The sequence below is a fragment of the Streptomyces sp. NPDC020489 genome (assembly GCF_044386545.1).
Taxonomy (GTDB): domain Bacteria; phylum Actinomycetota; class Actinomycetes; order Streptomycetales; family Streptomycetaceae; genus Streptomyces.
On record NZ_JBIRUZ010000022.1, the window covers coordinates 25,651 to 39,047 of the forward strand.

General features: G+C 73.5%; 12 protein-coding genes. 6 read left to right on the forward strand and 6 right to left on the reverse strand.

Annotation, left to right across the window (positions count from 1 at the left end):
• Positions 1-383 precede the first annotated feature (383 nt).
• Together ACH41F_RS39040 and ACH41F_RS39045 are read right to left on the reverse strand one after the other, a co-directional pair.
• Positions 384-1,910 carry a hypothetical protein gene (locus ACH41F_RS39040; RefSeq protein WP_391241051.1) on the reverse strand — a complete coding sequence of 509 codons (1,527 nt, stop codon included), beginning with the start codon at positions 1,908-1,910 and terminating at the stop codon, positions 384-386.
• Between the two features lie 376 nt (positions 1,911-2,286).
• Positions 2,287-2,982 (reverse strand): GntR family transcriptional regulator, encoded by a 696-nt coding sequence (locus ACH41F_RS39045; RefSeq protein ID WP_398839637.1) that lies wholly within the window; start codon positions 2,980-2,982, stop codon positions 2,287-2,289.
• Positions 2,983-3,112: 130 nt separating this feature from the next.
• Here ACH41F_RS39045 and ACH41F_RS39050 point away from each other — a divergent pair, with 130 nt between their 5' ends.
• The 5 genes from ACH41F_RS39050 to ACH41F_RS39070 all read left to right on the forward strand — a co-directional run bounded on the left by ACH41F_RS39050 (position 3,113) and on the right by ACH41F_RS39070 (position 7,737).
• Positions 3,113-4,408 carry an MFS transporter gene (locus tag ACH41F_RS39050; protein ID WP_398839638.1) on the forward strand — a complete coding sequence of 432 codons (1,296 nt, stop codon included), beginning with the start codon at positions 3,113-3,115 and terminating at the stop codon, positions 4,406-4,408.
• A 188-nt stretch (positions 4,409-4,596) separates the two neighbouring features.
• Positions 4,597-5,466, forward strand: coding sequence for a putative hydro-lyase (locus ACH41F_RS39055; protein WP_398839639.1), 870 nt, complete (start codon positions 4,597-4,599; stop codon positions 5,464-5,466).
• A gap of 32 nt (positions 5,467-5,498) precedes the next feature.
• Positions 5,499-6,257 (forward strand): 5-oxoprolinase subunit PxpA, encoded by a 759-nt coding sequence (locus ACH41F_RS39060; RefSeq protein WP_391241042.1) that lies wholly within the window; start codon positions 5,499-5,501, stop codon positions 6,255-6,257.
• On the forward strand, positions 6,254-6,871 hold the full coding sequence (locus ACH41F_RS39065; protein ID WP_398839640.1) for an allophanate hydrolase subunit 1: 618 nt from the start codon (positions 6,254-6,256) through the stop codon (positions 6,869-6,871). Before ACH41F_RS39060 ends, ACH41F_RS39065 begins: the two co-directional genes overlap by 4 nt.
• Positions 6,868-7,737: a biotin-dependent carboxyltransferase family protein gene (locus ACH41F_RS39070; RefSeq protein WP_398839641.1), complete on the forward strand. Its 870-nt coding sequence runs from the start codon at positions 6,868-6,870 to the stop codon at positions 7,735-7,737. Before ACH41F_RS39065 ends, ACH41F_RS39070 begins: the two co-directional genes overlap by 4 nt.
• A 458-nt stretch (positions 7,738-8,195) precedes the next feature.
• On the opposite strand, the gene ACH41F_RS39075 is transcribed toward ACH41F_RS39070, so the two are convergent.
• From ACH41F_RS39075 to ACH41F_RS39090, 4 genes are all read right to left on the reverse strand, one after another.
• A complete protein-coding gene (locus ACH41F_RS39075; RefSeq protein WP_398839665.1) occupies positions 8,196-9,323 on the reverse strand; it encodes a glycosyltransferase in 1,128 nt (375 codons plus the stop codon).
• Between the two features lie 161 nt (positions 9,324-9,484).
• Complete coding sequence (locus ACH41F_RS39080; protein ID WP_398839642.1) at positions 9,485-10,618, reverse strand: glycosyltransferase family 4 protein; 1,134 nt, start codon at positions 10,616-10,618, stop codon at positions 9,485-9,487.
• Between the two features lie 157 nt (positions 10,619-10,775).
• Entirely contained in the window at positions 10,776-12,197 is a 1,422-nt protein-coding gene (locus ACH41F_RS39085) for a HEAT repeat domain-containing protein (protein WP_398839643.1), read from the reverse strand.
• 301 nt (positions 12,198-12,498) lie between these two features.
• Positions 12,499-12,891 carry an ankyrin repeat domain-containing protein gene (locus ACH41F_RS39090; RefSeq protein WP_398839644.1) on the reverse strand — a complete coding sequence of 131 codons (393 nt, stop codon included), beginning with the start codon at positions 12,889-12,891 and terminating at the stop codon, positions 12,499-12,501.
• 263 nt (positions 12,892-13,154) lie between these two features.
• Here ACH41F_RS39090 and ACH41F_RS39095 point away from each other — a divergent pair, with 263 nt between their 5' ends.
• Entirely contained in the window at positions 13,155-13,349 is a 195-nt protein-coding gene (locus ACH41F_RS39095; RefSeq protein ID WP_391241024.1) for a hypothetical protein, read from the forward strand.
• Positions 13,350-13,397 lie beyond the last annotated feature (48 nt).

Here is a 13,397-nt window from a genome sequence, read left to right on the forward strand (position 1 = left end):
CGCTGCTGCCGCCCGGCCCACGACGCCACCGTCCGGGCCACGCCCGGGCCCGTCGCCGCGCCGTCGCCCGGTCACGACCAGGCCTTCTCTGGGCTGACGCCCGGTCACGGCCGCTCCCCGCTGCGCTGCTGCCGCCCGGCCCACGACGCCACCGTCCGGGCCACGCCCGGGCCCGTCGCCGCGCCGTCGCCCGGTCACGACCAGGCCTTCTCTGGGCTGTCGCCCGGTCACGGCCGCTCCCGACTGTGGTGCGGCTCCGCCCGGCCCGCCTTCGTCCCGGCCACGAACGACCCCGTCACCGCGCCGCCGACCGGCCGCCACGGCCGGTCCTCCGCTGCGATGCCGCCCAGTCGCGGCGACGCCCGGCTGCCCTGTCGCTCGCCTCATGCCGCTTCCGTCCTGTCCGCCGCCATGCCCGCCGCGTCCAGCAGGGCCGTGCCGACGATCAGGTCGGCCCCGCCGAACTCGGGGTCGTCCAGCTCGGTTCCGTCGTCCACGGCGAACAACAGCTTCTCCTCGCCCTGCCGGTAGGCGGTGCCCACCGGCGGGCTGGCCGCGTGCACCGCCAACAGGGCTACCAGGTACGGCAGATCGGGGTCCCGCCGACGGGCGTCCGCGAGCAGCCCCGACAGTCGGCGCGGCGCGTCCGCGGGCAGGTCGAGCAGCTCCATCGCGGAGGCCAGCTGCTCCTCGCTGAACCGGCTGTCGTCCGGGGTGGCGATGAGGTCCGGCTCGGGCATCTCCGCACCCAGGTGCTCCCGCTCCACCGGCGGGGTCAGCAGTATGTCGACGAGGTCCCCGACCCGCACCGACACCGGGGTGCGCAGACCGGTGCCGCGCGCGAAGAACGCGTCGGTGACCCGGACCGCCTGCTCCACGGGCAGTGGCAGAACGGGCGAGACCAGCTGCCCGTAGAGGTCTATGCCCGAGGTCGTCATGGGCGTGGCGAAGGCCTGCCGGTCCTGTTCGGCCCGGAAGAGCGGCCCTGCCTCCAGCAGTCGGGACTGGAGCTGGGTGTGCCGGCGGATGCAGTCCTTGACGATGTCGACCAGTTCGGCGGCCCGGCGTTTCTGCTCGGGATCCTCGGACTCGTCGCGCGCCTTGCGGATGTTGGTGAGGATCGCGTTCTCGTGGCGGTAGCGGTCGGCCACGTGGTCGAGCGCCTCGGCGATCATGTCGGGCACGGCGTTGAGCCAGTCCACCGCCCGGACGTTGCGCCGGGTCGCGTCCAGGGCGCGGCGCAGGGTCTCGGAGTACTGCACTGTCCGGTACCGGGCCTGTTCGGCGGCGAGTTGGGCATCGGCGAGGCGGCCGCGGCTGATCAGCACCTCCAGCTTGACCTCGGCGGCGATCTGGGCGCTGGTGACGTCGGTGTCGAGGGCGCCGACGAGGACGTTGACCGCCTCGTCGGTCGTCCGGAGGTAGACCGAGCCGCCGGGGCCGGGCACCTCCTCGATCAGCTTGAAGTCGTAGTCGCGCCGGACGTATGTGCCGTCGGTCGCGAACGTGCCGTACACCGCGCGGAACCCCCGGTCCACGCTGCCGACGTTGATCAGGTTCTCCAGGACCCAGCGCGCCACCCGCTCGTGCTCGGCGACGGGCCGCTGGGGGGCCTGTGCGGCGATGCGCGGGATGAGGCGGGCGACGATCTGGTCGTGGTCGGCGCCGGTGTCGAAGTCCATGTTCAGGGTGACCAGGTCGATGGCGGCCAGGGCCACCTCCGCCATGCCGTAGACCGAGTACTCGCCCGCCAGGTTGGCCTTGCGCACGTCGAGGTCATGCAGCGGCGCGGTGCACGCGAGCGCGCGCAGCCGACGCGCCAGCCCCTCGTCGGCGGCCGGGCCCGGTGCGGGGCGCGGCCCCGCGCTGAGCTGGGGCGGAACACTGTCCGTCGTCGCAGGCGAAGTCACGGTGCACAGACTAGGCCCTCGGTCTGACAACGGCCGAAACGCCGCAGAAGCGACCCCGCCCCCCGGATTTCACACGGTGGCTCAGCCGACCCGCGGGGACCCGCATCCGCCCGCCCCCCGCCGACACCCACATCCGCCCGACCCACCGGGACTCGCTCCCACCTGCCCCGCCGGGACCCACTCCCCCTGCCCCTCCGGACCGGCCCCAGCCGTCCCGACCTCTACCGGACCACCCCGACCGCCGGACGCACCCCCGCCCGACCCGCTGGCACCCGCTCCCGTCCCCCGCCGAACCGACCGCAGCCAACCTCGCCCCCGCACGCAGCCAGCCGCCCCCGCCTCCCCGCACAGCAGCCGGCCGCCCCCCGAACAGCAGCTAACCGTCCTCGCCCACCCTCCGCATGTACACCTCGACCACGCGCCTCAGCGAGTCGTCCAGGTACGTCGCGAGCAGTCGCTCCGCCTCGGCCTTGTCGCCCGCCTGGAGCGCCTGGAGGATCTGCTGGTTGCGCGCGAGGTAGGGCTCGTGGAGCCGGCGGGGGTCGTCCACCACGTGGAAGGCGAGGCGGAGTTCGGCGAAGACGCTGCGCATCAGCTCGTCGGTGCGTTCGCTGCCCGCGAGCGCGACCAGTTCCCGGTGGAAGTGGATGTTGGCGGTGCCCAGCGCTTTCCAGTCACCTTCGCGCACCGCCCGCTGCCCGGCGGCGACGGCCTCGGCGAGTCCCTCTCCGTCGTACGGCGGCTCGCCCAGCCCGCGTACGACGGCGCACTCCACGAGGCGGCGGGTGCGGTAGATGTCCTCGACGTCCTCCACCCTCAGGACCCGGACGAACACGCCCCGGTTCAGCTCGTGGACGAGCAGACGTTCGTGGGTGAGCAGGCGGAAGGCCTCCCGCAGTGTGTTGCGGGACACCCCGAGCGCGCCCCCGATGCTGTCCTCCGACAGGCGTGTCCCCGGCGGGAAGTAGCCCTCGGCGATACGGCTTCTGAGGATGTCCGAGACCCGCTCCGCGGTGCTGGTGCGGCCGAGGAGGGCGCGATCGTCGGCGAGGCTGGTCAGCTGCTCTGCCATGCCCGGAATTCAACCGCAGACACGAGAACGAAACAACAGGGGTATTGAAGGATCGTTCAACGATCCTCTACCTTTCTGCTCATCGCACGGCTCAGTTCCGCACCCTCCGTCCTCCCCTAGCGAGGTGCACATGAGCACGACTCCCCCACCCCGGGCCATGACCGCCGACCCCGCGAAGACAGAACACGCCGACGAAGACGGGGCGTTGGGCTGGTTCCGCGCGCTCGGTCCGCGCGGTCGGCGCGCCTTCGCCGGCGCGTTCGGCGGCTATGCCCTCGATGCGTACGACTACTTCACGCTGCCGCTGAGCATGGTCGCGCTGGCCGCGTACTTCGACCTGGACAGCGGCCAGACCGGCCTGTTCACCACCGTCACGCTGCTGGCCTCCGGCATCGGCGGCGCCCTCGCGGGCGTGCTGGCCGACCGCGTCGGACGGGTGCGGGCCCTGATGATCACGGTGATCACGTACGCGGTCTTCACCGTGGCCTGCGGTTTCGCGCCCGACTTCGCGTCGCTGCTGGTCTTCCGCGCCCTTCAAGGGCTCGGCTTCGGCGGTGAGTGGGCGGTCGGCGCGATCCTCGTGGCCGAGTACGCGAGCAGCGCGCACCGGGGCCGCACGCTGGGCGCGATCCAGAGCGCCTGGGCGGTGGGCTGGGGCCTGGCCGTCGCCGCGTACACGCTGGTCTTCTCGGTCTTCGACGACAGCACGGCTTGGCGCGTGATGTTCTGGACCGGCGCGCTCCCCGCCCTGCTCGTGGTCTGGATGCGCCGCCGGGTCCAGGACGCGCCGCAGGCCATCGCCGTGCGGGAGCGGAGCACCGAGCGGACCCCCTTCACAGCGATCTTCAAACCCGGCCTGCTGCGTACGACGATCTTCGCGGGCCTGCTCTCCACAGGTGTCCAGGGCGGTTACTACACGCTCGCCACCTGGGTCCCCACGTACCTCAAGAGCGATCGCGGCCTCTCCGTCGTCGGCACCGGCGGCTATCTGACCTTCCTGATCTCCGGCGCCTTCCTCGGCTACCTGACCGGCGGCTACCTCACCGACCGGCTCGGCCGCCGCCGCAACATCTGGCTCTTCGCGCTCCTGTCGGCCCTGTGCGTCCTGGCGTACGGCAACATCCCGGAGGGGGCCGACACCCTGCTGCTGGTGCTCGGTTTCCCGCTCGGGTTCTGCATGTCGGCGATCTTCAGCGGCTTCGGCTCCTTCCTGGCCGAGCTGTATCCGACGGCGGTGCGCGGCACCGGACAGGGCTTCACGTACAACGCCGGACGTGCCGTGGGCGCCGTCTTTCCCACCACGGTCGGCTTCCTGGCCGACAGCTGGGGCGTGGGCGGTGCTCTGGTGTTCGGCGCGATCGGCTACGGCATCGCCGCGCTGGCCCTGCTCGGCCTGCCGGAGACCCGCGGAAGGGAACTGACGTGAACCGCACCCAGGACCGACCTCTGCCCCACACCCAGGACCGGCTTCTGCCGCCCGCTCATGACCGGCTTCTGCCGCCCGCCCAGGACCGACCTCTGCCGCCCACCGGGCACCGATCCCTGACCCGCACCGGAGACCAGCTCCTGACGGTCGCCGGAGACCAAGCCCTGACGGGCGCCGAGGAGCGACCCATGACCGGCGCCGATGAGCTCCCGTCGAGCGGAGCCGCAGACCGCCTTCTCACCATCGCCGAGGACCAGCCCCTGACCCGCGTCGACGACCACGCGCACGCGTGGCGCCCCGAAGACGCAAGGGCCCGCTTCCGGGCGGGCCTGACCGGCCCCACGGCCGGGGTGGCCGCCGGTCACACCCAGGCCAACCTGATCGCGGTGCCCGCGGACTGGGCGTACGACATGCTGCTGTTCTGCCAGCGCAACCCCAAGCCCTGCCCGGTGCTCGACGTCACGGACGCGGGCTCCCCCACGACCGTCCTGGCCGAGGGCGCCGACCTGCGCACCGACCTGCCGCGCTACCGGGTGTGGCAGGACGGCGAGCTGGTGGACGAGCCGACCGACGTGCGCGCACACTGGCGTGAGGACCTGGTGTCGTTCCTCATCGGGTGCAGTTTCACCTTCGAGTGGGCACTGAGCGAGGCAGGCGTGCCGATCCGTCATCTGGAGCAGGGACGCAACGTCCCGATGTACGAGACCAGCTGGCAGTGCCGGCCGGCGGGGCGCCTGCACGGCCCGATGGTGGTGTCGATGCGTCCGGTGCCGCCCCAGCACCTGGCGGCGGCGATCCGGGAGAGCAGTCTGCTCCCTGCGGTGCACGGCGGCCCCGTACACTGCGGCGACCCCTCGACCCTCGGGATCGACGACCTCGATCGCCCCGATTTCGGGGACCCGGTGGACCGCGAGCCGGACGACATCCCGGTGTTCTGGGCCTGCGGAGTGACCCCGCAGGCCGTGGTGACGGCCTCGCGCCCGCCGTTCGCGATCACCCATGCCCCGGGCCAGATGTTCCTCACCGACGCCCGCGACCAGCAGTACCGAGTGGCCTGAGAGAGGGCCCGGCAAGGAGACGCGGAACTTCCATGATCTCGATCGATCTCAACGCCGACCTCGGCGAGGGCTTCGGCCGCTGGCGGCTGACCGACGACGAACAACTGCTGTCCGTCGTCACCAGCGCCAACGTGGCCTGCGGCTTCCACGCCGGGGACCCGGTCACCATGCGGCGGGTGTGCGAGCAGGCCGCCGAGCGCGGGGTACGGGTCGGCGCCCAGGTCTCCTACCGGGACCTGGCCGGGTTCGGGCGGCGGGCCATGGACGTGCCGCCCGCCGAGCTGACGGCCGAGGTGGCGTACCAGATCGGCGCCCTGGAGGTCTTCGCCCGCGCGGCGGGCACGCGCGTGTCGTACGTCAAGCCGCACGGCGCGCTCTACAACCGGGTCGTGCACGACGAGGAGCAGGCCGCCGCGGTCGTCGACGGTGTCCTCCTCGCGGACGCCACGCTGCCCGTGCTGGGCCTGCCGGGCTCGCGCCTGCTGGACCTGGCCGGCAAGGCGGGCCTCCCGGCGGTCACGGAGGCGTTCGCGGACCGCGCGTACACCGAGCGGGGCACCCTGGTGCCGCGCGGTGAGGAGGGCGCGGTGGTCACCGACCCGGAGGCCGTCGTGGCGCGCTCGCTGGGGCTGGCCCGGGACGGCTCGGTGACCTCCCGCTCCGGCGCGCGCATCGAGGTCCGGGCGCGCTCGCTGTGTCTGCACGGGGACACGCCGGGCGCCGTGGAGCTGGCCCGCCGGGTCCGTACGGGGCTCACGGAGTCCGGGGTCCGCGTGGAGGCCTTCACATGAGGGTGCTGCCCGTCGGTGACGACGCGCTGCTCGTCGAGGTCGCCTCGGGCGAGGAGGCCCGGGCCCTGCACGCGGAGCTGCTGCGCCGCCGCGCTGAGGGCTCCCTGAGCGCGACCGAGATCGTCCCCGCGGCCCGCACGGTCCTCCTCGACGGCCTCACGGACTCCGCCCGGCTGGCCTCCGAGCTGACCGCCTCCGCCGCACCGCCCGCTCCCCCGCGCACGGGTGACGTCGTCGAGCTGCCCGTGCGCTACGACGGCCCGGACCTCGCCGACGTGGCCGCGCACTGGGGCGTCCCGCCGCGGGAGGTGGCCCGCATCCACGCGGCCACCGAGTTCACGGTCGCCTTCTGCGGATTCGCGCCCGGTTTCGGCTACCTCACCGGTCTCCCGCAGCGCTACGACGTCCCGCGCAGGGCGACCCCGCGCACGGCCGTGCCGCCCGGCTCGGTGGCTCTGGCGGGCCCGTACACGGGCGTGTACCCGCGTTCGTCGCCGGGTGGCTGGCAGCTGATCGGCACGACGGACGCGGTGCTGTGGGACCACGCACGCGTGCCGGCGGCTCTGCTGTCGCCGGGCACGCGCGTGCGGTTCGTCACGGTGGGTTCGGCATGACCGACCGCGCGCTCGCCGTCGTACGGTCCGGGATGCTGACCACCCTCCAGGACCGGGGCCGTCCCGGCCACGCGCATCTCGGGGTGCCCCGCTCGGGGGCGCTGGACGGACCCGCCGCGGCGCTCGTCAACCGCCTGGTCGGCAACGCTCCCGGCGCGGCCGTCCTGGAGACCACGCTCGACGGCTGTGCCCTGCGCCCCCGTTGCGCGGTCACCGTCGCCGTGGGAGGCGCCCCCTGCCCGGTCACAGTGGACGGCCGCCCGGTCGCGTGGGGCGCCCCGGTGCCGGTCCCCGCGGGTGCCCTCCTCGACGTCGGCCGGGCGGTCTCCGGGCTGCGCTCCTATGTGGCCGTCTCGGGCGGCGTCACCGTCGAGCCGGTCCTCGGCAGCCGCTCCACGGACCTCCTGTCCGGCCTCGGCCCCCCGCCCCTCACGGACGGCGCGGTCCTGCCCCTGGGCGCCCCGACAGAGCCCCACGCACGCGTGGACGTGGCTCCGCAGCCGGCGCCCCCGGCGGAACTCATCCTGCGCGTGACACTGGGCCCGCGTGACGGCTGGTTCACCCGGGAGGCGCTGCGCGTCTTCACGTCCCGCACCTACCGGGTCTCCTCCGCGAGCAACCGCATCGGCCTGCGCACGGAGGGACCCGCGCTGGAGCGTGCCGTCCCGGGCGAACTCCCCAGCGAGGGCATGGTGCTGGGCGCGGTCCAGGTCCCGCCGGACGGCCGCCCGGTGGTGTTCCTGGCGGACCACCCGACCACCGGGGGCTACCCGGTCATCGCCGTGGTCCGCACCGGGGACCTAGCGGCAGCCGCCCAGGCGGTACCCGGGACACCGGTGCGCTTCGTGGAGGTACGCCGCCGCTGAGGGCGCCCAGTCGCTACTGGGGGCGCCCAGCCGCGACTCAGGGCGTCCGTCCGCCGCTCGGCGCCGTCACGGGCGCGCCGGGCCTCGGACATCCCGGAGCGGCCCGGCACCGGACACCGGCGCTCCGAACCACCGGTCCCCGGACCACGGGCACGCCAGATCACGGACACCTGTCCGCGACGAGCGGCAAGCGGCAAGCGAGCAGCGACAAGCGACACAGCAAGCGGCCACAGCCGCGGCAACAGATCGCCGCACCGCCAGCCCCCCGTACCCACGATGACCGACCGCCACAGACCCCCCGTTCCAGCCAGCTAAGGAAACTCGGGCTGCTGGGGACGAACGCACATCCCCGACCGCGAGTCCGGTCCGGGCCACCAACGCGGGGGCAACCGCAGCGCGAGCCGCCAGCACCCCCGCTGAGCAGGTGTCACCAAGGGCGGCGAACCGGACCGACCTCCTCACACGCCCCCGGACACCGAGATCGGCACGTCGTGCGCGGCAAGGAACGCCTCCACCGCCGTAGGCCACCCGAAGCACTCGGCACGCGCGCGTGCCGCTTCCCGGCGCTCGCCGAGGGGCCGCTCCAGCAGCGTCTCGACGGCGTCCGCGAAGGCACCCCCGTGGTCCGCGGCGACGGCCCCGGCGTGGCCGATCACCTCGGGCAGGGCCGAGGAGGCACTGGCCACGACCGGTGTCCCGCACGCCATCGCCTCCAGCGCGGCGAGCCCGAAGGTCTCGGCCGGGCCGGGGGCCAGGCACACGTCGGCGGAGGCCTGGAGCGCCCGGAGCAGCGCGCGGTCGGCGACATGGCCGAGGAAGACGACCGGCAGCCCACGCGACCGCTGTTCGAGACGTCCCCGCAGCGGACCGTCCCCGGCCACCACCAGCACGGCCCGCCGTCCGCGCCGCAGGAGCGCCTCCAGGGCGTCCACCGCCGTGCCGGGCCGTTTCTCCACGGACAGCCGGGTGCACGTCACCAGCAGCGTCTCGGCCCCGCGCGCGTACCGGGCACGCACCCCCGGGTCGCGCAGCGCGGGATGCCGCTCCACCAGGTCGACGCCCAGGGGCGCCCGGACGACGTTGCGCGCCCCGATCCGCACGAACTCGCGCTCGGCGAACTCGGTGGTGCACACCACGCGCGCGTAGGTGTGGGCCGTCCGGACGTTCAGGGCGTCCGCGGCGCGCCTGGCCGCGCCCTCGGGGACTCCCCAGGTGCGCAGGACGCCGTCGGTACTCTCGTGGGAGACCATCACGGCGGGCACCCGGGCCCGCCGCGCCCACCTGCCGGTCCACCGCAGGGTCGTACGGTCGGAGACCTCCAGCCGGTCGGGAGCCAGGTGCTCCAGCAGCCCGGCCACCCGCCGTCGGTCGGTGAGCACGCGGTACCCGCCGGTGCCGGGCAGCAGCGGACCGGGCAGGGTGATCACCCGCCCCTGCTCGGTCTCTACGTCGCTCATCCGCTCGCCCGGCACGACGAGCACGGGTTCGTGACCGGCGGCCCGGTATCCCTTGCCCAGCTCACGCAACGCGGTGCGCAGGCCCCCGGAGGCGGGCGTGACGAAGTTGGCGAGTCGCACGATCCGCAACGGGCGACCGCCGCCCCCGCCGCCCCCGCCGCCCTCGCCGCCCGGCGAGGAACCCGTCCCCGCCGCGCTCAAGGCCTCACCCCCGATCCGCTGCGGGACCACACCACGCCCACCACCACCGACCGACGACGGACACACACCGCCCCCAGCCCCCACCCCACTCACACCGCCACCGCCGTACGCCGCGTCGTGAGCACGCCCGCATAGTGGCCCAGCAGTTGGTCGCCGACGGCCTCCCAGGTGCGCCCCTCCACCGTGGCGCGTCCGGCGGCGCCGTACGCGGCGCGCAGGCCGGGGTCGGCCGCCAGGGCCCACACGGCGTCCCGCAGGGCGGCCGCGTCGCGCGGGGGGACCAGCAGGCCGGTGCGCCCGTGGGCGACCAGGTCCAGCGGGCCGCCGGTGGCGGGGGCGACGACGGGCACCCCGCTGGCCATCGCCTCCTGCACGGTCTGGCAGAAGGTCTCGAAGGGGCCGGTGTGCGCGAAGACGTCCAGGGAGGCGAAGATCCGGGCGAGCTCGTCGCCGGTGCGACGGCCCAGGAAGACGGCGCCGGGGAGCGCCTCCGCCAGCCCGGGCCGGCTGGGTCCGTCGCCCACCACCACGACCCGCACGCCTTCCAGGCGGCAGACGTCGGCCAGCAGTTCGACCTGCTTCTCGGGGGCGAGCCGTCCGACGTAGCCGACGATCAGCTCGCCGTTCGGGGCGAGCTCACGGCGCAGCGCCGCATCGCGCAGCGCGGGGCGGAAGCGGACGGTGTCCACGCCGCGCGGCCACAGCCGGACTCGGGGGACGCCGTGGGCCTCCAGGTCGTGCAGGGCGGCGCTGGACGGGGCGAGGGTGAGGTGGGCGGCGGCGTGCACGGAGCGGATGCGCCGCCAGGCGGCCTGCTCACCGAGGCCCATGTAGGTGCGGGCGTAACCGGCGAGGTCGGTCTGGTAGACGGCGACGGCCGGGAGGCCGAGCCGGGCGGCGGCGGCCATGCCGCGGACGCCGAGGACGAAGGGGCTGGCGAGGTGGACCAGGTCGGCACGGTGCGCGGCGATCGCCGCGGCGACGCGTCGGCTGGGAAGGGCGACGCGGACCTGGGGGTAGCCGGGAAGGGGGAGCGAGGGGACACGGACGACGGGGCAGGGCGCCGGGACGTCGGGGCCGGGTCCGGTACCGGCCGCGGTGGCCGGCGCGACGACGAGCGGGGAGTGACCGCGGTCCACAAGGTGCCGGGCGGTCTGGAGCGCGCAGTGGGCCACGCCGTTCACATCGGGGGGAAAGGACTCGGTCACGATGACGACACGCATACCGCTGTTGTCGCCGCACCGGACGTGGACGCGTCAACGTGGATCTTTCCGGGCGAGGAACGTCCCGTGAGCGTTGCGATGCACACCCGCGCAGGTCAGGCCGTGTCCATGCGGACCTGACCCGCGAGTCACCCCGAGTTCACCCTGAGGGCAGCCCTCACATGGCGGTGGTGTCCGAGGGACCGATCCGGCTGCGTACGGCGGTCTGGACCTCGGCCTCCTCGGCCGGGTCCGCGGCGAGGCGGCGGAGCTGCTCGACGACCCGGGCGTCGGCAGTCTCGGCGTGCCGGGCGGCGATCTCGCGGGTGGTCTCCTCGCAGTCCCACAGGCACTCGACGGCGAAGCCGGTGGCGAAGGAGGGGTCGGTCGCGGCGAGGGCCCGGGCGGCTCGGCCGCGCAGATGGGAGGAGGCCGTCTCGCGGTAGATGTGGCGGAGCACGGGGGCGGCGCAGGCGATGCCGAGCCGTCCGGTGCCGTCGACGAGGGTCCACAGGGTCGGCGCGTCCGGCCCCTCTCCTCGTACGGCCTCCCGCAGGGCCGCGAGGACCAGGTCACGGTCCTGGGTGCCGCCGCGGCAGGCGAGCATCCGTCCGGCGGCGGCGCCGAGCGGGTCGGGCCGGTGGGCCCAGCCGCGGGCTCGGTCCACGGCGGCGACACTGCGCATCCGTTCGAAGGCGTCGACGGCGGCCTCCACGACCGGCGCCGATCCGGTGACCACGGCGGCCTCGATCAGGTCGAGGGCGTCGGGATCATGGGCGTCGGCCAGGTAGCGCAGGGCGGTGCAGCGGGCGCCCTCGGTGCCGTCCTGGGCGGCGGCGACGATCTCGGGCCGGTCCTCGGGCCCCGCGACGGCCATGAGGCAGCGGGCGGCGGGCACATGGAGCGCGGCGCCGCGTTCGACGCCCTGCTCGGCCCATTCGAAGACCGCCCGCACGCTCCACCCCGGACGGGGCCCGGTAGGTCGCATCTGGCGTTGCCAGCGGTCGAAACAGCCGGCCTCGTGAGCGGCACGCACGCGTGCGGCGATCGACTCGCGCGGATCCTCCGCCCACAGCCGCCAGGGCCGTGGCTCGAAGGCGTCGCGCACGGTGGCGGCCAGTTCGGCCTCGCCCTCGGCGTCGGTGGCGAACCGGGCCAGCACGGGGACGGCGAGGGCACGCAGCCCGGCGTCGTCGTCCCTGAGGGCCAGTTCGTCCAGTGCCCAGGCCCAGTTGGAGCCGGAGGCGGCGTACCTGCGCAGCAGTTCGAGCGCGTCCCGCCTGCCGTAGGAGGCGAGGTGCCCGAGGACCGCCAGGCTGAGGCCCGTACGGGACTCCTCGTCGTCGAGGTGGTCCTCTACGTCGAAGAGGTGGGCCTCGATCTCGTCCAGCTCGCCGCTCAGGTCGAGGTAGAGGCGGGCGTAGTAGAGGGAGCGGTTTTCCACCTGCCAGTCGTGGCGGGGATCGCGCAGCACACAGTGGTTGAGGGCCGCGAGCGCTTCGGCCCGCGGGGCGGTGAGCGCGTGCAGTGTTCCGTCGCCGCGGCCCCTCTGGAGGAGGCCGAGCAGCGTACCGCTGGGCGCTATGACCGGTTCGAACATGGGAAACAGCCTCACATCAAGCGTCGACGCAACCGGGGTTCTTGCTTCACCTGGCCGCGTGACAACACGTCGGGGCGCCCGCCGTTTCCTGCTTGCTGTAGACCATTTCTCTCTGCCTCTCGTCGGTGGCCCATGCGGACCGCATCACGGCCCGCGCGGTGCGGCAACGCCTGCCCAGCCATCGCGTCCGTGAATCACGACGTCATGATGACTCGGCACTTACATCTGCCGCGACCGAAATTTCGGCGGCCCCGTACCGCCTCCCCCGTTTTCTGTGTTGTTGCTGGTCAGAGCGTTCGGGTCAGTGTGCGTCGAACAACTCGAGCAGTTCCGTCTTGTCGAACATGCGAGCGGTGTCGAGGGCCGACGGAGTTCCCGCGGCCGGGTCGGCACCGCTGTCCAGCAGCGCCTTGATGACTTCCGTCTCGCCCTTGAAGACCGCCCCCGCGAGCGGGGTCTGGCCTCGGTCGTTGATGCGGTCCGCCTCCGCGCCCCGGGCGAGCAGCGCGCGCACCGCGTCGGCGTGGCCGTGATAGGCGGCGAGCATCAGCAGGGAATCCCCGCGGTCGTTGGTGAGGTTGGCCGGAACTCCCGCGTCGACGTACGCCACGAGCGCCTCGGCCTGACCCCGGCGGGCCAGATCGAAGATCTTGGTCGCCAGCTCCACGACCTCCGGGTCGGGGGCTTCAGTCATCGGCCGTTCCGCCTCTCATACAACCGTTCAGGTGAATCGCCAGGGTACTGGCTGGCGCGGCACATGACCCGATGTGCCGGAGGTAAAGATCACCACTGACCCGGTCGGACGCAAGTCCCCTGCTCGTCCGGCCCCAACCGACCCCTGCCGACCGAGTGAAATCGCCCGTAATTCACCCAGTTGCACCTTTTATCGTATGGATACATGCTGTGATCCTGGAAGTACTCATGGTGACTGTCCCCACCTGAACCAGGAGCACTCACATGATCCTCTCCATCTCGGGCGTCGTGCTGCTCGGCATCGTCGTCTTCATCTTCTTCCGCAAGGACGGCCTCAAGGCGTCCCACGCCTTCGTCGCCTCCCTGTTCGGCTTCTACCTGGCGAGCACGGCCATCGCCCCCAGCATCAAGGCGGGCGGCGAGAGCCTCGCGAGCCTCCTGGGCGGCATCAAGTTCTGACGCCGCCCGGTTTCCGCCTCCAGTCCGTACGCACCATCAGGAGACAGA